This is a genomic window from Micromonospora sp. NPDC023966 (assembly GCF_040639095.1).
GTDB lineage: Bacteria > Actinomycetota > Actinomycetes > Mycobacteriales > Micromonosporaceae > Micromonospora.
Map to the genome: position 1 here is coordinate 68,181 of NZ_JBEZZJ010000021.1, position 26,039 is coordinate 94,219.

Genomic DNA, 26,039 nt, shown 5'->3' on the forward strand with positions numbered 1-26,039 from the left:
CCGGAAGCCCGTCGCACTCGCAGCTGGGGGTTCACAGCATCGTTAGGGCGTGATACAAACCACGTGGCATGACCATTAGACCTTCAACTCAATGACGTGCGAGGTCGCTACCTCGGACGAGCACGCCGGCGGAACCGTCCCAACTACAACGAAAGTGGTTGAAATGCATATCCATCTCCGGACCGCCACTGTCATCTCCGTGATCTCCGTGGCCCTCACGTCGTTGCTCACCGCCTGTGGAGGCAGCAACGGCGAGGCAGGCGGGGAAACCAATGCCGCCGCCACCGCCTTCACCTACACCGGCAGCGACCGCGACACCTACCTCGCCGACTGCGCCAAGAAGGAGGGCTCGGTCACCTGGTACACCTCGCTCGCCGGCGGCGTCATCGACGACATGATCAAGGCCTTCAACGAAAAATATCCGGACGTGAAGGTCAAGACCTTCCGCGGCGACGAGAGCGACATCACATCGCGTGTCGTCCAGGAGAGCCAGGCCGACCGCCTGCAGGGCGACATCCTCGAACTCTCCTCCGATGCCTACCGGGAGCTCGCGGACATCGGTGCCCTGGCGACGTTCACGAGCCCGGTGACGGCAAAGTACTCCGAACGCTTCACCCTCAAGAACGACGAGGGCAAGATCCTGGGCATCGGCGACCGCGCGTCGTACGTCTCCTTCGCCTACAACACGAACAAGGTGCCCGACGCGGACGTCCCGAAGACGCTGGACGACCTCCTCAAGCCGGCGCTCAAGGGCAAGCTGGCGTTGACCGACAGCACCACGGGCGTGCGCTTCATCGGCAACGTGCTGACGACCCTCGGCGAAGACGCCGGAAAGGCATACCTCAAGAAGCTCGGCGAGCAGAACATCCGCATCGAGTCGGTGTCCGGATCCGCACTCGCCGGCCTGATCGCGAAGGGCGAGGTGGCCTCGTCGCCGGGCATCTTCCGTAACCACGCCCAGCAGCTGATCAAGGACAACTCCCCGATCAAGTGGGTGGCCATCGAGCCCGTGACCGCCAACGTCGGCTATGCCGGCGTCTTCGCGAAGGCGCCGCACCCGTGCGCGGCAATGCTGCTCACCGACATGCTGCTCAGCGAGGACGGCGGCAAGATCTACGAGAAGAAGCAATACCCGCGGCCCGACGAGGACCTCGGCTTCAAGTCGTGGGTTCCCGACGAGACCTACAAGACGGCGAAGGACTACGAGAAGGCGTTCACCACCTGGCAGGAACTGTTCGAGAAGACCTTCAGCTGACGGGCAACTCGACCGCAGGCCGCGCCGGGACAAACCGTCCGGGCGCGGCCGTGGTGGAAGTGACGAGAGTGAGACCTCAATCATGACTGCGACCGCACCGACCACACTGCCGCGTGCACGAGCAACGCGGACGGGCTTCACGCTCCCCCGGTTCGGCTCCAACGCGTCGTTCTTCGTCATCGTCGTCGTCGCGGCGATGCTTGTGCTCCCACCGCTGGTCCTGATGATCTGGACGAGCTTCACGCCCGGCGGTTCGGTGACGGAGAGCGGCGCGATCAGCTTGGGCGCGTACCGGGATCTCGTCGCATCGGACAGTTTCAAGGACGTCGCGTGGGACACCGCCGTCTTCACGGTGGGCGCCAGCGTGCTGGCCCTCGCGCTGGGTAGTGCCATGGCGTGGTTCGTGGCTCGCACGAACATGGCGGGCAAGGGCCTCGTCTACGCCTGCGTGTTCTTCTCCTTCGCGATCCCTGGCATGATCGAGGCCACCGGCTGGATCCTGCTGTTCGGCAAGGGGGCCGGCATCGCCCGCGGGCCGATCGAAGACCTCATCGGCTGGGCACCGGTCGTCCAGAGCATGCCGGGCATCATCATCATCCAGGCTTGGTCCTGGGCGCCGATGGTCTTCCTGCTGCTGGTCGGCCCGTTCCGCGCTATGGATGCCAGTCTCGAGGAGAGCGCACTGACCTCCGGCGCTCGCCGATCCACTGTTCTGCGTCGCATCTCCGGCCCGTTGCTGGCGCCGAGCATTTTCGCAGTCCTGATCCTGGTCGTCGTGCGGGCCGTCCAGGCCTTCGAGATCCCGCTGTTCCTCGGCAGTTCGGCCGGCATCCGCACGTTCACCACCGAGATCTACAGCAGCCTGCGCAAGAGCTTCCGGCCGGACTACGCGACCGCGGCCGCGTTCGGAACGATGCTCGTCGTGGTGCTGTCCCTGGGTCTCTACCTGTACCACCGGGCGACCAAGCTCGGCTCGCGCTTCGCCACGGTGACCGGCAAGGCGTTCCGCGCACGCGAGGCCGATCTGGGGCACTGGCGATGGGTCGCCGGCGGAGTCACCTTCCTCATCCTGCTGGGCTACGTCGCCCCGGTCCTCGCGATGGTGATGACCTCATTCTGGCCACAGCTCGGTCAGGGCGACGGCCTCGGCGAGTTCACCATGAAGAACTACGAGCAGGTCGCGGACTATCGCGGCATCTGGGACGGGGTGACGAACAGCCTGTACGTCGGCGTCGTCTCGGCGACGTGGGCCACTCTGCTGTGCCTCGTCGCCGCGTACATCATCGTCCGCACGAAGGTACGGGGCCGACAGAGCCTGGACCACATCCTGTCCGTACCGATGGTGATCCCCGGAACCGTGCTGGGGCTGGCCTTCCTGATCACCTTCCTGCGGGTCCCGATCGGCATCTACGGAACACTCTGGATCCTGGTGTTCGCGTTCGTCGCCCACTACGCGCCGTACTCCATGCGGTACCTACAGCCGGCGCTGTTGCAGATCAGCCCGGACATCGATGACTCGAGCCGCGTCGCAGGCGCGGGCACGCTCACCGTCTTCCGGCGCATCCTGTTCCCGCTGCTGATGCCCGCCATCATCGGATCGTGGCTCTACGTCTTCTTCCACGCCTTCCGCGACGTATCGATCGCCTCGATGCTCTACACGGCGGCGACGCCGGTCGTCGCGACGCAACTGCTTGACATGTGGAAGGACGGCACAGCCGGGGCGCTCAGCGCCTACGGATCGATGCTCTCCGGCGCCAGCATCGTCATCGGCGGCCTGGCGTTCTGGCTCGCGAAGCGGTTCGGCTTCAAGCTCTGACGCCGCCACAAAAGAGCCCCGCCCGAGAGCTCGTCGGCGGGGCTCTTGCTGGGTCCCGAACGCTGTGCCAGATCACCCACGTGTCCACCGATGGCGCCCAGTGGATCACTGATGTGATCGACGAGCGCTGCCCGAACGCGGTCCGCGGCGCCGACCGCTACCATGTGGCGGCCTGGGCCACCGAGGCACTCGACCAGGTCCGCCGCGACGTGTGGAACACCGCCCGCGGCGGGAACGGGGCGATCCAGCGAGGTGTCCAAGGTGCTCAAGAACGCCCGTTGGCCACTGCGGAAGGACCCTGACGACCTGACCGAGGCCCAGCAAACCCAGCTGGACTGGATCGAACGCACCCATCCCCGTCTGCATCGGGCATGGACGCTGAAGGAACGACCGCGCGGGGCATTTCAGCTGTCCCGGCAGGGGTTCCCACGGCTGGCGGTCACCGCACTCGACCAGTGGATCGGCTGGGCGCGCCACAGCCGCATCCCCGCCTTCGTCGGCCTTTCCCGCCGCATCATGCGTCACCGCGCCGCCATCGAAATCAGCATCGAACACCAACTGTCCAACACCCTCGTGGAGCTGCGACTAGTGGTTGCTTTCCTTTGTAGGGCTGCCGACGATTGACCGTCGTGGGTAGCGTGTATCGGATCGGCGAGTTTGCCGAGCGGGTGGGCCGCTCGGTGAGCACGGTGCGTCGGTGGGAGGTGGAGGGTCGGATCGTGGCCCGTCGTCCAAGGACCTGTTGGCGGTCGTGCACACCTTCTCCTGTCGGCTGTACGGTCTGCGCCGCTACGAGAAGGAACTCGAAGGGGCGGTCCTGACCGTGGGAGATGACCGGTGAAGGTCACCCGCATCGCCTACTCCGCCCGACTGAACCCCGGCAAGTACGCGGCTCTGGTGGAGCAGGCCCGCCGGTTGGGCCGGGTGCGCAGCGAGGTGTGGCAGCGTTACGGCTCGGTCAACCGTGTCGGAGCCGGACTACGGGATCGACAGGTGCGGGATCGGTGGCTGGCGGACGGCACCCACACGCGGTTTGGTGCTGGCGAACGCGTGGAAGGAAACCGTCCGCGACGCGATGGCCGACATCGCGGCGAGCATGGAGGCGGCGAAGGCCGAGGTGCGCCGGGCGATCACCCGGCGCACTGACGATCCGGTGCAGCGGAAGCGGATATTCGCCGCGTTGAGGGCGGACCGGTGGTCTGGGGATCCGTTTCTGGCGCGGCAGATACGCCAGCACTGGAGGCGTGGGAAGAACGGCCACCCCGAGGGCGTACCGCGAACCTCGCCCGCCAGCTATGGGCAAGCCTCGCTGTGCTCGTTCGCCGCCGGCGACCCCCTGCCGACAGACGAGAACCACGGCCCGGTCACCGACCGCCCGACCGAGAAGATCTCCACCATCGACTATCACTTGATCACGCCAACCCACCCACGGATGTGTCAGTAGGGCCCTCTTTCGCGTGGGGCCGTGCGCTGCGGTCAGATGGTGATCTCCGGCAGTTCGACGACACTCTCGCCGTCGAGCAGGGCGGCGACGTTCGCGACGTTGATGCTGCGCATGAAGGTCCGGACGATCTCGCTGAAGTACAGCTTCCGGTCGATGTCGGAGGCCATCTCGACGGCGTTGTCGGTGTCCTTCTCGTACCAGGTGAACCGCATCTCCTCGAGCTCGCGGAGGGTGCGGCTGTCGGTCGGTCCGTTGTAGAGCGCCGGGCGCATCTGCTCCGGCTTGAGGCCCAGCTCGAGACCCAGCGAGAGCGCCTCGACGATGCAGACGATCTGACCCCAGTGGATCATGTTGTTGACCGTCTTGCCGATCTGGCCGTTCCCGGACGGGCCGAGGTGGTTGACGTGGCTGGTCCAGGGCGCGAAGACCGGCTCGAGGGCCGCGACGTCCTCCGCGGCACCGCCGACGAGCAGGTTGATCTCGCCTGCCCGGGCACCGCGCACGCCACCGGTCAGTGCGGCGTCGACGACCTTGATCCCGGCCGGGGCGAGTTCCTCGGTCAGGGCCCGGCAGGTCTGGGTGCGCACCGAGCTGTGGATCACGAAGTACGCGCCCGGCGAGGCGACCTCGGCGAACTCCAGCGCGACCGAGCGCACGTCCTCGTCGGTCGGGACGAACACGAGCAGCGCCCGGCACACGCCCAGGTCCGCAGGACCGGAGGCCGCCTCGCCGCCGTTGGTGACGGCATCGTTAAGGCGGCCCGGGTCGAGGTCCCAGCACAGCACGCGGAAGCCTGCCTCGGTGAGGTAGCGGACGATCGGCAGGCCCATCGCGCCCGCCCCCACGATGCCGACGGGGTCGGCAGTGGTCATCACCATCAGAACTCCTTAGGAATAGCGGGTTACTTGGTGCCCTCGACGTACGCGTCTACGGCGACGACGCCGCTGCCGGCGGGCATCACCAGGACGGGGTTGAAGTCGAAGCTCGAGACGGTCGAATCGGGGCCGGCGACGGCCGCGGACACGGTCGCGATGACGTCGGCGAGCGCTGCGACATCCCGCGGCTCCTGCCCCCGGGCGCCCTGCAGAACGTCCCAGCCGCGCAGCGTCTGCAGCAGCGCCGTCGCCTGCGCGGCGGACACCGGCGGTACGGCGTAGGCGACGTCGTGCAGCAATTCCAGGAAGATGCCGCCCAGGCCGAAGGACATGATCCGGCCGAGGATCGGGTCCGAGTGCATGCCGAGGAAGAACTCGGCACCGCCGCCGGCCATCTCCTGGATCTCGACGACGACCTCGTCGGTCACCGCCAGGCCGGCCATGCGCTCGAACAGCGCGGTCACGCGAGCCTCGAGGTCCTCGACGTCGGCGATGTTGAGCTCGACCAGCTTCAGGTCGCTCTTGTGGACAACGCCTGGGACGATGCCCTTCGCGACCAAGGGGAACGTCATCGTCGCGGTCGCCTCGACCGCCTCGGCGACGCTCATGGCCTGGACCGTCCTGGTGAAGGGCATCCCGGTGCGGCCGACCCAGTCCATGGTCTGCTGCCAGGACAGCGGCTGCCCCTCGGGCATCTCGGCCACCACCTCGGGCAGCGCCGTGAAGGCGCCGTCCTCGTTGATGTAGTGAGCGTCGCGGCGGTGGTGCTGCAGGTTGGCGAACGCCTTGATCGCGCCGTCGTAGCTGGTGAGGAACGGCGTCCCGAGCTCGGCGAACAGATCGAACCAGCGTTCCGAGGACGTCTCCGTCACGCGGGAGGTGAAGACACATTCGGCGCCGTTGGCGCGGATGTGCTCGGCTACCCGGGTGTACATCTCCTCGTGCTGCTTGGTCGGTGCGAGGGCGAGGTTGAGCCGCAGCGCGACGGTCGCGATGTTCGGGTCGGCGGCCAGGGCCGCCAGGCTCGCCCAGAACACCTCCGGCGCGGACGTCCGCGTGTTCCGGACGTCGAGCGGGTTGGCCAGGATGTTCGTCCGAGACAGCTGCTCGTCCAGGATCGCCTGGGTCTGGGGCGTGACGTCGCCGAGCTCGAGGTCGAGGTTCTCGGCCATGTCGCTGAGCAGCCCGCAGTCGCCGCCGGAGATGGTGGCCAGCGCGAGCCCACCGCCACGAGCCTCTGCCGACAGGCCAGCGCTGAGGGCGACGGTCTCCATGAAGTCGGTGAGGTCGTCGACGACCAGTGCGCCGACCTGACGGAATAGCGCGGACCACACCCGGCCCGACGTGGCCATGCGGCCGGCGTGTGAGGAGACGTTCTTCATGCCCCGCTCGGACTTGCCGATACTGAGCACGACGACGGTCTTGCCGGCCTGGTTGGCGTGCAACAGCGCCTGGGCCAGCGCCCGCGGCCGGGTCGTGCTTTCCAGGACGATGCCGAGGACGTCGGTCTCGGCGTCGTCGGCGAAGGCGCGGATGAAGTCGGCCAGGTCCATGACGGCCTCGTTGCCGACCGAGACCGCGGCCGCCAGGCCGATCCTACGGTGGGCGACCTGGTTCAGGACCAGGTTGAGCATGCCGCTGGACTGGAACGCCAGCGAGACCCGGCCCGCCGTCAGGCGCTCGGGGACCCGGCCGCCGACCCACGCCGCCACGCCGCGGGAGGGGGCGACGTAGCCGAGGCTGTTCGGCCCAAGCAGGGTCACCCCGTGGCGGGCCGCCTTATCGGCCAGGCGCGCCTGCCGGGCGGTGCCCTCAGCACCCATCTCGGAGTACCCGTCGGCGATGACCAGCATCGCGGGCACCTGAGCCTCGATGGCGTCATCGAGGACGGCGTCGACGCGCTCCACCCCGACCAGGGACACGACGAGCGAGGGCCGTCCGGGAAGGTCGGCGAGGCTCGCGTGGCAGCGCAGTCCGTCGATCTCGTCGTACTTCGGGTTGATTGGCATGACCTTTTCGGCCGGCAGGCCGAACTGCAGCAGGTTGGCGATCACGCTGGTGGAGTAGTGCTTGCCGGGCGAGGCTCCGACCACCGCGGCACTGCTCACGTTGAGCAGCGCCATCGGGTCCAGCGGTCGGGCGGCGGGAGTTTCGGTCGCGGTCGGGGATGCCATGGTCGTCCTGTTCGGTTGGGGCGGTCGGTACTCAGACGAGACTGACGCCGAGCCCGGGGGCGGTCGGAACAGTGATCCCGCCGTCGACCACCTCGAGCCCGGTGGCGCAGTCGTTCTGGAGGCGGGCGAACTCGCCGAGTTCGGCGAACGGTTCGAGGTGCGGCAGCGCGGCGGCGGCGTGCAGGGCGGCGGCGTTCATGATCCGGCTGCCGACGTGCGCGCCGATGCGCGAGGGGATGCCGTGGGCCGCGCAGAGGTTGGCGGCCAGCAGCAGCGAGTCGATGCCGCCGAGCTTGGACAGCTTCAGCGAGACCGCGTCGACCGCGTCCTTCCGCAGCATCGCGACGACCGCCTCGAGCGAGTCGGCGGCCTCGTCGGCCTCGATGGTCAGATCGGAGCGCTCGCGCACCCAGCGCAGCCCGTCGATGTCGCGCTGCGGGACTGGCTGTTCGAAGACCTGCACGCCGTACTTGTGGATTGCCTGCCCGAACGTCACCGCCTCCTTGGCGGTGTAGCTCTGGTTGGCGTCGACGGTCATGACGGCCTTGTCGCCCACCGCCTCGCGGATCGCGGCGACGCGGGCGATGTCCAGCGACTGCGGCCTGTTCTCGACCTTGATCTTGAAGTGGTCGTAGCCCTCGGCGGCCAGGCCGGCGGCGACCGCGGCCATCTCGTCCGGGGTCTTAAGCGCCAGGATGCGGTTGACCCGCAGGCTGACGTTCTCCGCGCCGCCGAGCAGCCGGTACAGCGGGACGCCGACGATCTTGCCGACCAGGTCGTGCCACGCCATGTCCAGCAGCGAGCGGACGGGCGCCGGCAGCTGCTGCTTCCATGGCGAACCGACCAGGCTGCGCCGGTCCAGCGGGCCGGCGGCGAGGATCGCCGGGACCTGCGAGCGGACCACGGCCTCCATGACGTCGATGTTGTAGCCCAGGTGCGGGACCTCGGAGGCGTACCCGAGCCCGATCTGCCCGTCGGCATCCTGCATTTCCAGCAGGATGCCGACGGACTCGGCGCGGGCGCCCAGCGCGAACCGCCAGGTCGGGTCGTCCTTGGGCATGACGACCCGGCTCACGCGGACGTCCCGAATGGCCGCCGTAACCTGCTCCGTCGAGGTCACGGTTACTCGGCGACCAGTTCGAAGCGGGGCAGGGTGAAGCCCTCTTCGGGGTGGTCCTCGAAGGCGATCTTCACGCGGCGGCCGATGTCCTTGATTGGGTCGGTTGGCTGCTCGCCGATGATCGTGGAGCTGATCACCGGGCCCTCGTCAAGCTCGACGAGGGCGTAGAAGTAGGGCACGTCCTCCTTGAAGCCGGCGTGGAACGCGTACTCGTGCCGGTTCATTGCGAAGATCCGGCCGTACCCGCTGGACGGCTTCCAGGACAGGTTCGCTGCGAACGGCTTGTTCTCGTGATTGCGGCAGTAGCACTTCGGCCAATACGCCGCGCCGCACTCCTCACAGGTCCACAGCAGCAGCTCGTGGCGCTTGAGGCCCTCCCAGAACTCGGCGCTGTCGGCGTCGATGTTCGGGCGCGGCTTGTTCCACTTCTTGGGTTCGGTCACCGTTACGCCTTCGTTCGTCATGTCAGTCCACCGTCAGGATCGTGCTGGTGTGAATCGAGCACATGCTCGGCGAGACGAGCTCGCCGCCGTGCCCCGTGGTCAGGGCGACCTTGGCGTCCTTGACCTGGCGGTCGCCCGCGGTGCCGCGCAGCTGCTGGACGGCCTCGGCGTAGCCGACGAGGTCGCCGAGGTGCCAGTTCGAGAGCAGGCCGCCACCGGTGTTCACCGGGATGCCGTGGCCGCCGGGCGCGGTGGCGCCGGACTCGACGTACTTGCCGCCCTGGCCCTTCTCCGCCCAGCCGTAGTCCTCCAGCTGCAGGAGCACCTCGCCGGTGAAGCAGTCGTAGAGCTGCGCGACGTCGATGTCGTTCAGGGTGATGCCGGCCTGCGCGAAGGCCTTCTCCTTGGCGGGAGCGACCGCCATGTGGGTGAGGTTCTTCTTCTCCCACCAGTACGACGCGGCGATCTCACCAAAGCCCTGACCGGAGACCCAAATCGGCTGCTGCTTGAGATCCTTGGCGCGCTCCTCGGTGGTGAGGATGAACGCGATCGCGCCGTCGGAGATCAGGCTGCAGTCGAGGCGGTGGTAGGGCTCGACGACCCACGGGGAGTTCTGGTGGTCCTCGATGGTGATCGGGCGGCCGTACATCTTGGCGTCGGGGTTGAGGCAGGCCCACGTGCGCTGGGCGACGGAGATTGCGCCGAGCTGTTCGCTGGTGGTGCCGTACTGGGCCATGTGGCGGGCGGCCATCCAGCTGTGATGGCTCGCGGCCCGGAGGTCACCGAGCGGCTTGCCCCAGTAGCCCTCCTTCTCCGCGTGCTGCATGCCGCGGTGGCCCTGCTTCTTGGTCTGCTCGGCCTTCGACCAGTCGTCGACGGCGCCGACGCAGACCACGTAGTTGGCCAGGCCGCGGTCCAGGAAGCCGGTCGCGGCAGCCGTCGCCAGGCCGGCGAGCGCGCCACCACGGCCGATCGTGAAGTAGAACTGCGCCTGCATTCCGAGGAACCGGGTGAAGGTGTCGCTGTAGCTGGCGCGGTCGCCACCGCCACCGGTGCGCCGCAGGTCGATCGCACCGTCGATGTCGCTGATCTTCAGACCGGCATCCTCGACGGCCAGGCGCGTCGCCTCGCTCGCCATCATGCGCTGGCTCATCCCCTGTGGCGGATGGACCTCAGCCAATCCGACCACAGCGATCCTGTTGCGTGTTGACATTCAGTTCTCCTCAGGATTCTTCAGTTGGAGGCTCGGAATGCTGGACCGTCCACGCGAAGCAGCCCTCGGGCCGGGGCCGGTGCGCCGCCGCGCGCAGGACGTCCGCGCTGCGCGTCCCCGGATCCGGATCGTGTGAATGGTTTGGCCATTAACCTATTAGGGCGGGGGGCTGCGTGTCCAGTGCCACATCCGAGATAGGCACCTGCCGCAGCCCGGGCAGCGGCGCCGCGACCGCTAGCGCGGAGACGGCGGCGGTCGCCATGCCGGCACGTGGCCCGGCGACGTCGCAGATCCACCCGGCGATGGGCATCCCGATCGTTGTGCCCAGGAAGACGAAGCCGTGCACCGCCATGACGCGGGCGTGCATCGCAGCAGCAGGGGCGGTTCCGTCACCAGGGCGCGGGCCAGCACCAGGTGCTGCTGCTGCCCGCCGGACAGGTCGATGCCCGCCGGGTCCATGATCAACATGGACCCGACCCGGCCTTCCCTGTTGTCATGGCCGTCAGGTCCCGGACGTCGGCTACCGCGCCCAGGTCCAGGATGGCCTCCTTGAGTTGCGTGACGCCGTGCAGGTCCAACCGCCGCCCGGCGCAGTCGTCGAACTTCGCGGCGATCTCTCCGGGTTCGCTGAGGTCCGGCTTGCACCCGCACTCGGCGGTGAGCACCGTGCCGTCGTCAAGGCGGATCGTCACCCGTTCCGGCGCACCCGCCGGGGCCGCGTCGGGATCGGCGACGACCTTCGCCATCAGCTGCCGGACGACTGGGTCGTGCAGCCGGTCCCCGTTCACCTGGTCGGGCCCGACCCGGCCGTCGACCAACGCGATGGCGAGCAGGTACGGCAGGCTGTACCCAGTCGCGATCGCCTCAGTAGGGTCGAGCCGCCGGAGCGAGAACTCGTGCAGATCCGCCTCGATCGACGCCACTCGGGCAGGGTCGATGGCGTGGTCGCGGCGCAACTTCAGCATCGCCACCAACGGCTTGTGGCTCGGGCTGCAGGCCGGGAAGTACTTGACCCCCAGCTTCTGCGACAGCTCGTACGGCGCGCCGAGGCGGGCGAGCGGGGCCCACTCGGCCTCGCCGGGCAGGCAGATCGCGTTCACGAGCCCCAGCGGGCCTTCGATGGCTTCCGCGTCGGCGGTGAAGCCACGCGCGGCCAGCATCGCCGCGGTGACCCCGGCGGACGCGCCGTTGCCCGCGTGCAGGGCCTTCGTCATCGTGCCGAGGTTGCGGCGCAGCCCGGCCGAGCTGGAGCTCGCGATGCCGATGGCGTGACGGGTCCGTTCAGGGTCGAGCCCCAGCATCCGGCTCGCCGCGACCGCGGCCGCCACCGGTCCGACCACGCCGACGCGGTACCAGCCCCGGTAGGTCGGCCCCTGCTTCTGCTTGCGTTTGGCCTCGATGACGGACGACAGGCGGTACCCGCATTCGCGCCCGACCACGTACGCGGTGAGAAGGTCGGCGCCGGACGAGCCCAGGGACTCCCCGACCGCCAGCGCCGCCGGCAGGACGTGCGTGCTGAGGTGTCCGTGGTCGTCGTAGTCGAGGCCGTGGGCAAGCGTGCCGTTGATCTGAGCGGCGAGCTGGGGCGACGTCGCCAGGTCGGTACCGAGCACCCGGGCCGTGGGTGCGCCGCCCATCGCGGCCGCATAGTCGGTGAGGATCCGGCCGATGGGAAAGTCGACCGCGGCCATCGCCACACCCACGGTGTCGAGCACCACCAGCTTGGCCGCCTCGGTGACCTCGACCGGAATGTCGTCCGCGGTGACGGTGGCCGCGTACTCCGCCAGCTGTCGGGTCGCGGCAGGTGCGTCAGTCATGTTTGTCCTTTGCCGAGTGGGCGGTGGCCCGCCTGACTGGTCCGCCGGGTGACGGCCGTCCGTCGCCACGGCTATGCCGTCGCCGGTCAGGCCGTCGGGCGGCCACCGAGTCGCTGGAACAGGGCGACCAGCAGGGAAAGTCCGAGAATCATGCAGACGCCGAGCGCGGACAGCGTGGTGTAGTTGCCGTTCGTGTAGAGGTTGTAGATCAGGACGGCCAACGGGATGTTCTGTTGGCTGGACAGGATGATGGCCGAGGACATCTCACGGGTGGAGACGATGAAGACGTAGATCCAGGCCGCGAACAGTCCGGGCCGTAGTAACGGCAGGACGACCCGCCGGAACCGCTGCAGCCAGCTGGCACCGGACACCATGGCCGCCTCCTCCAGCTCGGTGTGGAGCTGCACGATGCTGGCCGAGCTGGCCCGCATGCCGTAAGGCAGGAAGCGGATCACGAAGGCGATGATGAGTACGAAGATGGTGCCGTAGATGTGCAGAGGCGACGCCGCGTAGAGGTCGATCATCGCGACGCCGAGCACCAGCCCGGGAATCGCGATGGGCAGGAACGCGGCCACGTCCAGCAGCTGCCGGCCCTTGATCCGGGTACGGGCGGTGATCCACGACGACACCGCACTCAGCAGGACCACGATGGTCGCCGCGCTGAGTCCGAGGATCAGGCTGTTGCGCGCCGACTGCAACGCGATGGGGTCGGAGAACAACGTGCGGTAGTTCGACAGTGTCAACAGGTGCATCGCCTCGCCGCTGGGTGCCGCGTAGAACGGCAGGAGGGACGACCAGATCATGATCACGGCCGGCAGGAGGCACAGCAGCGTGACGTAGAACAGAGCGAAGACGAACGCCACGTACCGGTACCGGCCGAGGTCGATGACGCGCGGGCGGAACCCCTTGCCGGTCACCGTGCTGTAGCCCCCGCGGGCGAGCAGCCGCAGGTAGAGGATCACGCCGACCGCGCCGACGATGAACAGCAGGGTCGAATACGTGCCGACCACGCCGAGGTTGATCGGGAACGTGTTGAGCGCCAGGTAGATCTGGCTGGTGAGGACGTAGATGTGCGCGGGCTGGCCCAGCATGGCCGGCACCTCGAACCCTTCGATGGCCCGCACGAGGCCGAGCAGAAGGGTCGAGGCCAGAGCCGGCAGCAGCAGCGGCATGGTGATGCGGCGGGCAGTGGTCAGTACCCGGGCGCCCGAGGACGACGCCGCCTCCTCGAGCGACGGATCCATCGACCGCAGCGCGGCCGCGATGAGCAGGAAGGCCAACGAGCTCAGGTGCAGGCCCTCGACGAACATCATGCCCGGCATGCTGTAGACGTTCAGCGGTCCCTTGTCGAGGCCGGTGATGTCCTTGATGACCACGTTGATCCAGCCGACGTTCGGGCTGAGCAGCAGCACCCACGCGAACGTCGACAGCGATCCCGGGATGATGAGCGGCACCAGGGCGGCGGCGTAGAAGATGCGGCGGCCGGGAATGTTGGTGCGTTCGACCAGCCAGGCCAGGACGGCACCGACCGCCGTCCCGAACAGGGCCGCGCCGAGCGCGAACACCACCGACTGCCCAATGAGGGACCAGGACGTGTGGCTGGTGAGGATAAGCTTGTAGTTGTCGAGTCCGAACGCTCCGTTCGCGTCCCGGAGGCTGTCGCGGATCATCATGGCGATCGGTACGACCGTGAGGTATCCGACCAGGACCACGATCGCCAGCGGTACGAGCCAACTGATGTCGAACTTCACCGGGAGTCGGAGCCGGCGGCCGTGACCGCCGTCCGGGCGGCCGTCGACTTCGGGCGAAGCGGGGTCGGCACGGTCCTCTACAGTTGTTCCCACGATCATCATGCTCCAACCTTCGCGAGTGACGGGAACCCGACGGACCAAAAGCACGACTGACCAGACCGCGCCCTTGGCTCATGCCGGTCCGCGGAGCCGGGAGAGCCCCCCGACCCCGCGGTTGCGACCGAGGATCAGCCGCCGGTGACGGGCCGACCGGTGGTGGTGTAGTAGAGCGTGTTGTACTTCGAGAAGTTCTTCATCACCTCGTCGCCGGCCACGACGGTGTTGTACTTGTTGTCCGCCAACTCGGGCTCCTTCGCCGCCACCGAGTGGTTCGACGGCACGCGGTAGGCGTCGACGACGACCTGCTGGCCCACCGGCGAGAGCACGTAGTTCGCCCACAGCCGGGCCGCGTACGGGTGCGGGGCCTTGGCCGCGACGCAGGCGGCGCCGTAGTTGCCGTACAGCGGATCGGTCTTCACCCAGCCGATCGGCGCGCCCTTCGCGGCGTTTTTGGCGACGGTGTGCAGGTTGGCCGAGACGGCCACCGCGCAGTCGCCGCTGAGGACGGACTGGACCAGGTTGGTCTGGCCGCTGACGAACCGCAGGCCGTGCGATGTCAGCGTCTTCCAGTACTGCTCGGTCTGGTCCTGGCCGAGCTCCTGCACCATGTCGGCGAAGACCGACACCTCGCTGGGCTCGGCGCAGATCTTGTTCGCCCACTTCGGGTCGGTCAGGTCGGTGAGGCCCTTGGGTACGTCGGCCGCCGCGACCAGCTTGGTGTTGTACGCGATCGGCTTCAGCTGCACGCGGTAGCCGGTGAAGTACGGGGTCTTGTACTTGGCGTCGACATCGGCGCCGGCAGGCGGGCTGTACTGCGCGAGCAGACCGGTCTGCGACAGCGAGTAGCTCGTGTTCTGCTCGGTGTCGATGACGTCGACGTTGTATACACCGGCGCGGGCTTCCGCCGCCGCCTTCGACGCCGACTGCTCGCCCTGCTGCTGGAAGTACTGGACCTTGACTCCGGGGTACTGCTTCTCGAAGCCCGGGATGAGGTCCTTGCCGGAGTCGGCGGCGTAGAGGACGAGCGTGCCTTCCTTCTTGGCTCCCTCGTAGAGTTGGTCGACGGTCTTGCCGTTGAAGTTCTCTGCGGGAGTCGTCGATGCCGGCGTCGAGCCGCCGCACGCCGTGACCAACAGGCAGACACCGGCGACCGACAGCAGCGCGGCGAGCCGCCACCGCTTTGTTGTGTGTCCTGGGCTATCGGGATTAGTCATCAGTTCCTCACATCAGTGCTGAGTAAGGGCGGCGCGACCCACACGCGGAGGCTGATCAGAGGACCGGTGGGATGCCGCCGAGCCCTGGGTTTCCGTCGCTGGTGGCGTACTCGGCGGTGTATACAACTCCGAGCACCTGGTCATCGACCAGTGCTGACGATTCGCCGACCTCGGCGAAGATGTCGATATCGGGGGTCGACAACGCGAGACGGGTCAACGCGCTGTCGACGATCCCGGGCGCGGCGCAGCCACCGAGGTGGACGCCGAGCCCCGTGGCGGCACAGACATGGGCGACGCGAACACACTCGTCGACGCTGCCCATCTTGGTGAGTTTCAAGGACACGATGTCGGCGCCGCCGGCGTGGGCGACCCGCACCACGTCGTCCGCGCTCTCGACCATCTGGTCGGCCATGAGCCGGACGGGAGACTTGGCCCGCAGTTCGGCCATCCCCGCCATGTCGCGGTACGGCAGCGGTTGTTCGACGCAATGGACGTCCAGCTCGCCGAGGCCCTGGCAGAGCGCCAGCGCGTTCTCGCGGTCGTACGCGCCGTTCGCGTCAATCATCAGCGTCAACGACTCGCCGAACTCCTGGCGGACCCGGCGTACGCGGTCGATGTCACGCTCGACCCCGTCGCCCACCTTGAGCTTGAAGGCCCGTACGCCGGTGTCGTACAGCGGACGTACGGCGTCGACGAGGAGTTCCGGTTCCTTGATGCCGACCATCCGGACGAGGTTGATCCGGTCACGGACCGGCCCGCCCCACAACGTCTCGGCCGGCAGCCCGGCGAGCCGCCCGACGAGGTCGTGCAGGGCGAGGTCGACCGCGATGGACGCGCGCCCGGCCAACGGCCGGCCGGCGAGGATGCGCCGGGCCTGCTCGAGCGGCTGGTGGGTCAGGGCAGCGGCGACGTCGTTGAGCTGGTTGGTCAGTTCCTCGATGGTGAGCCGGCGCGGATGGGCTGCGGAGGCGCCGACGCCGACCTGGCCTCCGGCCTCGACCGCGAAGTACACACCGCTCACTTCTGAGGCCTTGTACGACGACGTGCGCCATTGCGGGTCCACCCGCTGCATCGTCCGCACCTGCACGCGTACTGCGTCGATCCGCACGATCGCCTCCCAGTCAGCATTAAATGCTCGGTGAGCTAGGTATAACCGTATGACCATTATCATGAAGGGTCAAGAGTGTTTCGCGCGGGAGAACCAGATGGCGCTTTGGGTCTCAGCCGCGCCGAGGAGTCCGGACCGGGGCTACCGAAGCGACCAGTGCCTCCGTCGCGCGTACGGCGAGCAGAGCCGGGTCCAACACCGGAACCCCGACCCGACGAGCGACCTCGGCCGCCGCGACCCGGACCGGGATGAACGCGAGCCCGGTCGGGCAGATGACATCGGCACCGCGGTCGACCAGCCGCTGCGCCGCCGCGACCAGCGCATCCGTCATCGCCCGCGGATCCTGTCCGGCGTATGCGCCGATCGGACGGTTGATGGGTTCGACGCCGAGCAACCGGTCGTCGAGCCCGAGCTCGGTGACCTGTTCGCGATGGTGCTTCACCGACTTGTCGCTGGGCACCGTCATCCCGATCGCGCGGCCGAGCATCGCGCCGGCCCGCAACGTCGCCTCGCCCGGCCCGATCACCGGAATCGAGACCCGGGCGCGGGCCCGTTCCAGCCCGGGATCCGAGCAGCAGTGCATGATGACCGCGTCGTACCCCTCCTGCTCGGCCTGCGCACAGCGCTCGGGGTACAGCACGGCCTGCTTAATCGCCGCGTCGGCCGCGCCGAACTCGTAGTTGCGCGCGACTCCGCCACTGCTGTCCTCATCGGGCAGATACCCGATCTCGAGCTGTGTTCCCGGCGCACAGTACGGCTGCCAGACGCGCAACCGTGCCTCGTCCGCGCCCCCCGCGTACCGGGCTCGGGATCCGTTCATGATCAGCAGCACGCGCATCGAATCAAGCCTCCACACCAGAACCCGCTGACAACAAGGCAAGCAGACCCGTGACCTCGGTCAGCTCCGGCAGCCGCCGCACCTGCTCGACGATCGCGCCGGCGCGCTCGGCGCCCACCACCGGCGTCGCGAGCGACCGGAACTTCGCCTCGAGGTCCTCGTCGCTGATGGGATTGCGCGGATGACCGGGAAAGTAGATGGTCGTGTGCGTGAACGTCTCGCCGGAGCGCAGGCGGATCTCCACGGAGGCCGGGTTCGCCTTCGGCCAGTACGAGGTGAGCTCCGGGTCCGGCGCGATGACCGTACGGTCGATGAGCGCGTGGATGCGGGGATCGGCGAGCCGGTCCGGGCCGAACTGCTCGGCCTGCAGCTGGCCCTCGATGGCCGCCGTGGCGAGGCAGTAGACGACGCTGTGGTTCGCCGTGTCGCGGTTGCCCGGTCGGCGGCGGGCCTCCACGTCGTCCGACTGGTTGCGCCAGTCGCGTTCGGCGAGCTGCAGCGTGATCCGGTCCACCTCGTCCCACCGGCCGGCCACACTCTCGCGCAACGCGACCACGGAACCGACCGCCGACTGCGCGCACTTCACCGCGTTGTACTGCTTGGTGTAGGCGTCGAGGATCCGGAAGTGGTCGATCGGCCCGAGGAGTACCTCCTCGTCGAACCGCCGGGCGACGCCGTTGAGGAAACCGTCCTCACCTTCGAACGCCGTCACCTTGCCACGCATGCCGTGCCGGGCGAGGAGGGTCGCCGTGACCGCCGACTGCGCCACCATTCCATCCACACAGGACTTGCTCGCCGCCATCTGGCCCCGGCCACTCGCATCGAGCGTGGGTCCGTGGACGGTGGCGATGGCCAGGGCGTGGACGAGCTCGTCGCGGGACAGTCCGAAGATCCCCGCCACCGCTGACGGCACCGCCATGGCCAGGTTCGTGCTTCCGCTCCACCCATGTGCGGTGATGTCGGGGTCGCCGGAACCGAGCTGCATCCGGATGTCGACCTCGTAGCCCAACGCTATCGCGAGGGCGAGCTGGCGGCCGCTGGCCCCGCGGGACTCGGCCGCCGCCAGCACGGCCGGGACGAGAAGCGACGGGTGGCACGGGTACGGCCCGGGGTGTCCGTCCATATAGTCCAGGTAGCGCAGAGCCGTACTGTTGGCGAGCGCGGCGTCGGCGACGGAGGCGCGGCGGCCGTCGCCGACCAGGGTGGCCGGACCGGTGGCCGTACCCACCGCGTCGAAGGCGGCTCGCACAGGTCCGGCCGCCGACCCGCCGAGCATGCATCCGATGGCGTCGAGCAGCCGCCGGCCGGCCTCGTGCAGGACCTCGTCGGGCAGCTGCTCGGGCGAGACGCCGGCAACGACATCCGCCAGTCGTTCGAGAACCGATGGCACAGCGCACTCCTCTGTAGTCGGTCGCGGGCGGCCGATGCCGCGTCAGAGCTGGCGGTCCCCCGCAGCGAGCGCCGGGAACTCGGACAGCAGCCGCCCGAAGCCATCGATCGGTGTGGTGGTGCCGAAGTAGTGCAGCACCTCCCAGACGATGGCCGGGGTGCTGGCGATCACCGGGACCTTCAGGTCCGTCTCCAGCTCCTCTATCACGTCGATGGCGCGCAGCCGGCCGCCAGCCATGTACAGCGCCTGGGCGCCGGGCGCGGCGCGGAACGCCTCGCGCCCGACGCGGTACGCGACCTCGCCCGGCAGGCGGTGGATGCGGGTCAGCTCCTCCGTCATGCCGTAGGAACCGACGACCTCGAAGCCGTTCACCTCCAGGAACGCAATGAGCTTGGCATTGCGCGCCTGGTACGGACTGCACATGGCGATCTTCGTGATCCCCATGGCCCGCATGGCTCGCATGGCCGCCGTGGTCGTGGTGGTGCCCGGGCGGCCGGTGGCCTCGCGGATGGACGCGATCAGGCGCAGGTCCGCCCCGGGGCCGCCATGCGTGACCATCGGGGAACTGTTGATACAGAAGAACTCCGCCCCGTTGGCCGCGAGCAGCTGCGCGGTCTCCAGCAGCCGCCCGAGCGCCGCGTCGGTCTCCTCGGCCGACTGGTCCTTCTTGCCGAGCGTCGTGAACAGGAAGCCGTAGCCGTCGGGAACGATCCGGTAGAGATCGAGCGGGGTCGAGTGGAGCATGCCGTACGAGTGGATCCATCCCACGAGCGCCCGCCAGCCGAACTCAGCGCCGACACGTTGGGCCATCAGTACCTCCAGCGCACTCAGCCGGCGAGTCTGCCCGGCGAGTTCGAACTGTATAACGGTCTGACCATCGCGTAAATAGATCGCGGAGCAGCGGGATCGTTCGGAATCACCGCCCGCCGGGCGCACGCGCGAGCGCCGAGGCGGGCACCGGCGCAGGTCAGGAGCGCGTCGACGGGAATCGCACAGAAGGTATTGTTCGCACTTCTCCGGGAACTTCGGGCAGTTCGACCAGGCGCGCTCGCCACGTTCCACGTAGACGGATTTTGGCTAGACCTACAAACAGTACTACCATTTGTCCCTGCGATGACCGGCCGCCTGCTCCGAGTGGCAGGACGGCGGATGCCACCGACGGTGGCAGCCCTAGGACGCTGGGAGCAGCGTGAGCGACGAGATGAGCACGGAACCGGGTGGGCCCGCCCGCTCGGACGGGGGCGCGAGCCGCGGCCGCGCGGACGGCTGATGGCCACTCTTGTCCTCCTGCGCCACGGCGAGAGCGGATGGAACCAGCAGAACCGCTTCACCGGTTGGATCGACGTCGACCTATCACCGGCTGGCGCGCGGGAAGCTCGTCGGGCCGGTGAGCTGTTGGTGGCCAACGGGCTGCGGCCCGACGTCGCCCACACCTCCCTGCTGCGGCGGACCCACCGCACCGCGCAGATCGCTCTCGACGCGGCCGGCGCGGGCGACGTGCCGGTCCGGGCGTCCTGGCGGCTCAACGAACGGCATTACGGCGCGCTGCAGGGTCGCAACCGGGTCGACGTCCACGAGCAGTTCGGCGAGGAACGGTTCACCCGCTGGCGGCGGTCCTTCGACGCCCGGCCGCCCGCCCCGGACGGCGATGCCGGACACCCGGACCTCGGCGGGGACTACGCGGACGTGCCCACCTCGCTCTGGCGGGGCGAGTCGCTGCGTGACGTACTCGAGCGGCTCCTGCCGTACTGGCACCAGCACATCGTGCCGGACCTTCGGGCCGGTCGCCTGGTCCTGGTCGTCGCGCACGGCAACTCGCTCCGCGCGCTGATCAAGCACATGGACGCGATCGACGATGAGGCCGTCGTCGCGCTCAACGTGCCGACGGGTATCCCCCTGTGTTACGACCTCGACCCGACCGGCCTACGGCCCACCCGTCCGGCCACGTACCTCGACCCTGACCGGGCGCGGGTCGCCATCGAGCGGGTCGCGAACCAGGGCCTCCGCGAGGCGTCCACAAGTAGACCGAATTTGCCGCCCCGTGACGGCATACCTTATGTTTGGTTGGTCCAATAGACCAGCCTGCGCGCCGGTCAGGCCCAGGGCCGTACCAGAACTCCCTGCAAGGGACGAGACCTGGAGGCGCATGCCGATGACCCGATCCCGCTTCCCGCTCGCGTGAGCGACCAACCGCTGCGGCGGGCGCGCTCCGGCATGTTCTCGTCGTTGCGGGTACGCAACTTCCGGGTGTTCATGGCGGGGCAGAGCATCTCCGTCGCCGGAAACTGGATGCAGAACATCGCCGTGGGCTGGGTCGTGCTCAACCTGACCCACAGCGGCGGCGCGTTGGGGCTCATCACGGCCTGCCGGTACGCTCCCCTGCTCCTGCTCGGCGCCTGGGGCGGGCTCGTCGCCGACCGCTGGGACAAGCGACGCCTGCTGCAGATCACCGCCGCCGCCGAGCTCCTGATCGCGGCCACGCTCGGGGTGCTGACCCTCACCCACACGATTGCGGTCTGGTCGCTGACCGCGCTGATCCTGGCCGTCGGCGTCGTCGATATCGTGGACACTCCCACCCGGCAGACGATCATCAACACGCTGGTCGGTCGGGACCGCCTGGCCAACGGCATCGCCCTCAACTCGATCCTCGTAAACGCGGCCCGGGTAGTCGGCCCCGGGGCCGCCGGCCTGCTGATCGCCACGTTCGGTGTCGGTGCGTGCTTTCTCATCAACGCGGCCACCTACATCGCCGTCATCGCGGGCCTGCGCCTGCTACGGGTGTCCGAGCTGATCGTGTCAGCGCCCGAGATCCGCGCGAAGCGGCAGATCCGGGCCGGACTCGACTACGTCCGGCGCACGCCGCACCTGCGCACGCCACTGATCCTGGTCGCCGTCAGCGGTGCCTTCACGTGGGAGTTCCAGGTCACCCTGCCGCTGTTCACCTCGACGACGTTCCAGGGTGACTCCCGCGCCTACGGCTGGGCGTTCACCAGCCTCGCCACCGGCTCAATCCTCGGCGGCCTGCTCTCCGCCCGCCGCCGTACGGTCAACATCTGGACCGTCGCCGTCTCGGCGGCCGTGTGGGGCGTGGTCATCCTGGCTGCCGCGGCCGCTCCGAACCTCGCGATCGCCTACCCGCTGCTGGGCCTCGTCGGTGCCGGCGCGGTGACGTTCAACTCGGTCACCAAGACGCTGCTGCAGACCGACTCCATCGAGCAGATGCGCGGCCGGATCATGGCCCTGTGGTCGATCGGCTGGCAGGGCACCACCGTCGTCGGCGCGCCGGCTGTCGGCTACATCGGACAGTGGCTGGGCGCCCGCTACGCCTTGGGCTTTGGCGGTCTCGCCACCCTGGTCGGCGGTGTGTTCCTCCTGCTGGCCCGCCGCGACGACATGATGGACGCCCTCTCCTGGCGGATGGCGTGCAGGTCCGCATCAGAGGAACCAACCGCGTCGACCCTTAAACCCGGCTCAACCTAGCCTTCGCTCCGCCGGGCTCAGCGCGTGGACCGGGTGGTAGGCGAGGGTGTAGACCCAGCAGTTCTCATCGTCGATCGGGACCCAGAAGTGGCCATGTACCGGGTGGTCGCCACACGGGGGACCATCGTGAAGCTCGGCATGATCCACGGCGTGATGCTCCAGTAGTAGTTGCCGTCCTCGGCGTTCCGGCGCGCGCCGACGAACAGCCGCGGTGCGCACAGAATCCGTCCATCAGGCCGTAGCGGCGTCGCTGTCGCGGAAGGCGAACAGATGCTCGAAGGCAGTTCCTCGGCGAGAAGGGCCGGGATCCAGTACTGCCGAAACATCTCACCCATCGGCGTCCCAGGACCGGTCTGCGTCAAGCTCGTTGAGCTCTGGTATGAGCATCTCGTCTTCCTCTCGGCCTTCCGACCACTCGCCAGAACCGGCTATCTGCGACGGCGGGCACGACCACGCCCGGGAGGAGGAGCGTGGGGCACCCCACCAGGGCGTCGGAGTGCAAACCATCATACCATTGGCACTTTCAGCGGAAGCCTCTGATCCACCGGATCCGGGCCACGTACCGGGCGGGCGAAAGTCGCCCACAACGGGCATCGGGTAGCGAGGCATACACGAGCGGTCGCAGAGGTTGGTGAGTGGTATGACATTATTTCCGTCAGGCCCTAGGACCGAGGAACAGACGGCCATCGAATGCGAGGGACGAGCCTCATGACATCCGGAAAGACCGAGCATGCCGGCACCGGCGAGGTCGACATGTTCAAGGCAGTGTCGCTCAACCGCGTGTCGCAGGCCATCGTCGATCAGGTGAAGCTGCTGCTGCGGCAGGGCCGGCTAAAGCCCGGGGACCGGCTGCCCAGTGAGCGAGAGCTGTGCGAGCGGTTCGGGGTCAGCCGAGTGACTGTGCGAGAGGCGCTTCGCGTCCTGGAGGCCGGCGGTCTGATCGACATCCGCGTCGGCGCGCGCGGCGGCGCGTTCGTGACGTCGCCGACGTCCCAGCAGATCGGCGCGGGTCTCGCCGACCTGCTCCACCTCTCCCCGCTCACCGCGGCCCAGGTCACCGAGGCACGACAGGTCTTCGAACTCGGCATCGTTTCGCTGGTCGTCGAACGCGCCACGGAGGAGGACATCGCGGCACTACGCGACATGGTTCGCAGCCAACAGGCAGCCCTCGACCGTGGTGAGTACGTCATGTCCATGTCGGCCGACTTCCACATCCGGGTGGCGGCGTGCACGCACAACCCGGCCATCGAGATGCTCGTGCAGTCGTTCCACGGCCCGTTGCTCATGTCACTGCTGAAGGCACAGGTGGTGGAGCCGCTCATGGGTCACCGCGGCTCCGAGGAGCACAGCGCGTTCGTCGACGCGATCGCCGCCCGCGACGTCGAGTGGGCCCGGTCGATCATGCGCGAGCATCTGCAACGCACCGCTGACAGGGTCAGTGAGCCCTCCGAGGCCGCGCAAGCCTGACGGACGGAGTTGCCCGCTGCCCGTTGACGCGCCGCCCGACGATCATCTATGAAGGTGGTGCCGTTGCCAGTCCCGGTCAGGAGGCAGCACATGCGTCTTAACGGTTGGTCTGTGGGGCGTCTCGTAGCCATCCTTGACCGCGTCATCGTCCTCCCGGAAAGCACGGGCTGGCCGTGCCCTCGGGACGGTGATCACGACGACTTTCATCGTGAACGGACGACGCGTGCGCCCGAGGTGGCAGCGATCGAGGTGCCCCCGAACCGTGACGGAGGCATCGAGCCCGCCACGGACTCGAGCCGATGATCCATTCGCCCCAGCTGGTCGACGCAGGCGGCCCTGGGGGGCGTCCTTCGTCGGGGCGACCCGAGGTCTTACCGGCTCAGTCCGCCCCGCAGGTCCTCCTCGATCCGCTTCGCAGCCGCCAGCAGCGGCGGCAGCAGCTCCTTGCGGATCACCTCAGAGGACCCGCGGCTGGCGTGCGCCGAGACGTTGACCGCCGCGATCACCGAACCGTTCTCGCCGTGGATCGGTGCGGCCACCGACCGTTGCCCCTCCTCCAGCTCCTGGTCGACGATCGCGTACCCCTGCGAGGCGATCTTGGTGAGGACGGCCCGCAGCTTCATCGAATCGGTGATGGTGCGCCGGGTCAGCGGCTTCAGCTCGGCCTTGGCGAGGTAGTCGTCCAGCCATCCGGCAGGCTGCGCGGCAAGCAGCACCCGTCCCATCGAGGTGGCGTAGGCCGGGAAGCGGGTACCGACGCTGATCCCCACCGTCATAATTCGTTTCGTGGGTACGCGGGCGATGTAGACCACCTCGTCGCCGTCCAGCACCGACGCCGAGCAGTGAACCGCCCCGGGTTTGATGGCGGCTAGATGGGTTGGGGTTCCGGCTGGGCCAGCTGGTGTTCGGTGGGATCGTAGAGGGCTTCGAAGGCGGCTGGTGGGAGGTCCGCGGCGCCGCTGTGGAGACGGCGATGGTTGTACCGTCGACGTACTCGAGGGTGGCGATTTCGACCTGGTCGCAGGTCCGCCACGGCGCACGGGGTTTGATCAGCTCAGTCTTGAACAGGCCGATCGTGGACTCGGCGAGTGCGTTGTCATACGCGTCGCCGACGGTTCCGACGGACGGGTCGACGCCGGCGGCGGCGAGGCGTTCGGTGAACGCGATCGACGTGTACTGGGCGGATTCAAGTGGTCGTCGCAACACCTCGATCAAGGGGTGTGGCATGGGAAGACCTGCGGGTTGGGTGACGGCGATGACGGGTCGCCCGGCGATGCGGTCGCCGGGTCGGCCGGGCGTGAACGAGCATCGGGAGGTGCGGCGGCAGTTCTGGCGGCGCATCGCTGAGGGCCTGTCGAGCGAAGAGGCCGCGGCCGCGTGTGGTGTGTCGCAGCCGGTGGGCGGCCGCTGGTTTCGTCAGGGTGGCGGTATGCCGCCTTTGTCGCTGGCCCCGGTGTCGGGCCGGTATATGTCGTTCGCCGACCGTGAGGAGATCGCGCTGCTCAGAGCGCAGGGCAAGGGCGTGCGGGAAATCGCTCGGGCGGTGGGCCGTGACCCGTCGACGATCTCGCGCGAGTTGCGCCGCAACGCCGCGTCTCGCGGCGGCAGTCTTGATTACCGTGCTGTGGCCGCGCAGTGGCATGCCGAACGCCGTGGCCGTCGTCCGAAACCCGCCAAACTGGCGGTGAACCAGCGGTTGCACGACTACGTGCAGGACCGGCTCGCCGGCACGGTCACCGATGGCGAGGGCCGGCCGATTCCGGGTCCGAATGTGCCGTGGAAGGGCCGGCGGCATGGGCGCCGCGCGGATCGGCGGTGGGGCACGGCCTGGAGCCCGGAGCAGATCAGCCGACGGCTGCGGGTGGATTTCCCGGATGATGAGTCGATGCGAATTTCGCACGAGGCGATCTACCAATCGCTTTATATCCAGGGCCGCGGTGCGTTGCGCCGTGAGCTGACTGCATGCTTGCGCACCGGCCGGGCGTTACGAGCGCCGCAGGCCCGCACCCGCAACCGCGGCAAGCACTTCCTCAGCCCCGAGGTGATGATTAGCCAACGGCCGGCAGAGGCCGCCGACCGGGCGGTGCCTGGGCACTGGGAAGGCGACCTGATCATCGGACTTGAGCGGTCCGCGATCGGCACGCTGGTCGAGCGCAGCACCCGGTTCACGATGCTGCTGCACCTGCCTCGGATGGAAGGACACGGCCAGCAACCTGTCGTGAAGAACGGTCCGCCACTGGCCGGGCATGGCGCCGAAGCGGTCCGCGACGCGATCACGGAGCAGATCAGCACTCTGCCCGATCAGCTACGACGCTCACTGACCTGGGACCAAGGAGCTGAGATGGCCCAGCACGTCCAACTGCGCCTGGACACGGGTCTGGACATCTACTTCTGCGACCCACATAGCCCCTGGCAGCGGGGGACCAACGAAAACACCAACCTTAGATTCAGGTGGTCAATGCAACGGTGCTGGTAGATGGGTGACTTGTGGCGCGAATGGGTCGGCCTGGCATGTCGGAGGCGATGAAAGAGGAC

20 protein-coding genes and 4 pseudogenes are annotated in these 26,039 nt (G+C 68.3%); 10 read left to right on the plus strand and 14 right to left on the minus strand.

The window, feature by feature from the left end; genetic code table 11:
* Positions 1-199 precede the first annotated feature (199 nt).
* The 6 genes and pseudogenes from AB0F68_RS24100 (at position 200) to AB0F68_RS24125 (ending at position 4,515) form a co-directional block, all read left to right on the plus strand.
* A complete protein-coding gene (locus tag AB0F68_RS24100) occupies positions 200-1,255 on the plus strand; it encodes an extracellular solute-binding protein (protein ID WP_357341935.1) in 1,056 nt (351 codons plus the stop codon).
* An 82-nt stretch (positions 1,256-1,337) separates the two neighbouring features.
* Positions 1,338-3,071: an iron ABC transporter permease gene (locus AB0F68_RS24105; RefSeq protein WP_357341937.1), complete on the plus strand. Its 1,734-nt coding sequence runs from the start codon at positions 1,338-1,340 to the stop codon at positions 3,069-3,071.
* A complete protein-coding gene (locus AB0F68_RS24110) occupies positions 2,954-3,373 on the plus strand; it encodes a transposase (RefSeq protein WP_357341939.1) in 420 nt (139 codons plus the stop codon). The genes AB0F68_RS24105 and AB0F68_RS24110 overlap by 118 nt, the downstream gene beginning before the upstream one ends.
* Complete coding sequence (locus AB0F68_RS24115; protein WP_357341941.1) at positions 3,333-3,695, plus strand: transposase; 363 nt, start codon at positions 3,333-3,335, stop codon at positions 3,693-3,695. The genes AB0F68_RS24110 and AB0F68_RS24115 overlap by 41 nt, the downstream gene beginning before the upstream one ends.
* Positions 3,696-3,700: 5 nt before the next feature.
* Positions 3,701-3,802 (plus strand): annotated as a pseudogene (locus tag AB0F68_RS24120) (MerR family DNA-binding transcriptional regulator); the annotation flags it as partial.
* A 305-nt stretch (positions 3,803-4,107) separates the two neighbouring features.
* Positions 4,108-4,515 carry a hypothetical protein gene (locus AB0F68_RS24125; RefSeq protein WP_357341943.1) on the plus strand — a complete coding sequence of 136 codons (408 nt, stop codon included), beginning with the start codon at positions 4,108-4,110 and terminating at the stop codon, positions 4,513-4,515.
* Positions 4,516-4,547: 32 nt separating this feature from the next.
* Here AB0F68_RS24125 and AB0F68_RS24130 read toward each other — a convergent pair whose 3' ends face one another.
* The 12 genes from AB0F68_RS24130 to AB0F68_RS24185 all read right to left on the minus strand — a co-directional run bounded on the left by AB0F68_RS24130 (position 4,548) and on the right by AB0F68_RS24185 (position 19,619).
* On the minus strand, positions 4,548-5,393 hold the full coding sequence (locus AB0F68_RS24130; RefSeq protein WP_357341945.1) for an NAD(P)-dependent oxidoreductase: 846 nt from the start codon (positions 5,391-5,393) through the stop codon (positions 4,548-4,550).
* A 23-nt stretch (positions 5,394-5,416) separates the two neighbouring features.
* Positions 5,417-7,564, minus strand: a complete 2,148-nt coding sequence (locus tag AB0F68_RS24135) for an acetate--CoA ligase family protein (protein WP_357341947.1) — start codon at positions 7,562-7,564, stop codon at positions 5,417-5,419.
* A 31-nt stretch (positions 7,565-7,595) separates the two neighbouring features.
* Positions 7,596-8,639, minus strand: coding sequence for an enolase C-terminal domain-like protein (locus tag AB0F68_RS24140; protein WP_357341949.1), 1,044 nt, complete (start codon positions 8,637-8,639; stop codon positions 7,596-7,598).
* 47 nt (positions 8,640-8,686) lie between these two features.
* A complete protein-coding gene (locus tag AB0F68_RS24145; protein WP_322440875.1) occupies positions 8,687-9,127 on the minus strand; it encodes an OB-fold domain-containing protein in 441 nt (146 codons plus the stop codon).
* Positions 9,128-9,149: 22 nt separating this feature from the next.
* Complete coding sequence (locus tag AB0F68_RS24150; protein ID WP_357341952.1) at positions 9,150-10,280, minus strand: thiolase family protein; 1,131 nt, start codon at positions 10,278-10,280, stop codon at positions 9,150-9,152.
* Between the two features lie 521 nt (positions 10,281-10,801).
* Positions 10,802-12,157, minus strand: a complete 1,356-nt coding sequence (locus AB0F68_RS24155; protein WP_357341954.1) for an MmgE/PrpD family protein — start codon at positions 12,155-12,157, stop codon at positions 10,802-10,804.
* An 86-nt stretch (positions 12,158-12,243) separates the two neighbouring features.
* Positions 12,244-13,908: an iron ABC transporter permease gene (locus AB0F68_RS24160; RefSeq protein ID WP_357341956.1), complete on the minus strand. Its 1,665-nt coding sequence runs from the start codon at positions 13,906-13,908 to the stop codon at positions 12,244-12,246.
* Positions 13,909-14,135: 227 nt separating this feature from the next.
* Positions 14,136-15,221, minus strand: a complete 1,086-nt coding sequence (locus AB0F68_RS24165) for an extracellular solute-binding protein (protein WP_357341958.1) — start codon at positions 15,219-15,221, stop codon at positions 14,136-14,138.
* Between the two features lie 55 nt (positions 15,222-15,276).
* Positions 15,277-16,329 (minus strand): enolase C-terminal domain-like protein, encoded by a 1,053-nt coding sequence (locus AB0F68_RS24170; protein ID WP_357341959.1) that lies wholly within the window; start codon positions 16,327-16,329, stop codon positions 15,277-15,279.
* A gap of 112 nt (positions 16,330-16,441) precedes the next feature.
* On the minus strand, positions 16,442-17,167 hold the full coding sequence (locus AB0F68_RS24175; RefSeq protein ID WP_357341961.1) for an aspartate/glutamate racemase family protein: 726 nt from the start codon (positions 17,165-17,167) through the stop codon (positions 16,442-16,444).
* 4 nt (positions 17,168-17,171) lie between these two features.
* Complete coding sequence (locus AB0F68_RS24180; RefSeq protein WP_357341966.1) at positions 17,172-18,557, minus strand: MmgE/PrpD family protein; 1,386 nt, start codon at positions 18,555-18,557, stop codon at positions 17,172-17,174.
* A 42-nt stretch (positions 18,558-18,599) separates the two neighbouring features.
* Entirely contained in the window at positions 18,600-19,619 is a 1,020-nt protein-coding gene (locus AB0F68_RS24185) for a hypothetical protein (RefSeq protein ID WP_357341968.1), read from the minus strand.
* 207 nt (positions 19,620-19,826) lie between these two features.
* Between AB0F68_RS24185 and AB0F68_RS24190 the strand changes: the two are divergent.
* The 3 genes and pseudogenes from AB0F68_RS24190 to AB0F68_RS24200 all read left to right on the plus strand — a co-directional run.
* Positions 19,827-20,558, plus strand: a pseudogene (locus AB0F68_RS24190) (2,3-bisphosphoglycerate-dependent phosphoglycerate mutase); the annotation flags it as partial.
* A 177-nt stretch (positions 20,559-20,735) separates the two neighbouring features.
* Positions 20,736-22,037 (plus strand): MFS transporter, encoded by a 1,302-nt coding sequence (locus tag AB0F68_RS24195; RefSeq protein ID WP_357341970.1) that lies wholly within the window; start codon positions 20,736-20,738, stop codon positions 22,035-22,037.
* A 708-nt stretch (positions 22,038-22,745) separates the two neighbouring features.
* Complete coding sequence (locus tag AB0F68_RS24200; RefSeq protein WP_357341972.1) at positions 22,746-23,504, plus strand: FadR/GntR family transcriptional regulator; 759 nt, start codon at positions 22,746-22,748, stop codon at positions 23,502-23,504.
* A gap of 371 nt (positions 23,505-23,875) precedes the next feature.
* On the opposite strand, the gene AB0F68_RS24205 is transcribed toward AB0F68_RS24200, so the two are convergent.
* Positions 23,876-24,334: an IclR family transcriptional regulator C-terminal domain-containing protein gene (locus AB0F68_RS24205; protein WP_357341974.1), complete on the minus strand. Its 459-nt coding sequence runs from the start codon at positions 24,332-24,334 to the stop codon at positions 23,876-23,878.
* A gap of 38 nt (positions 24,335-24,372) precedes the next feature.
* Positions 24,373-24,686: pseudogene (locus AB0F68_RS24210) on the minus strand (integrase core domain-containing protein); the annotation flags it as partial.
* A 43-nt stretch (positions 24,687-24,729) separates the two neighbouring features.
* On the opposite strand from AB0F68_RS24210, the pseudogene AB0F68_RS24215 reads away from it, so the two are divergent.
* Positions 24,730-25,944, plus strand: a pseudogene (locus AB0F68_RS24215) (IS30 family transposase); the annotation flags it as partial.
* Positions 25,945-26,039: the final 95 nt, after the last annotated feature.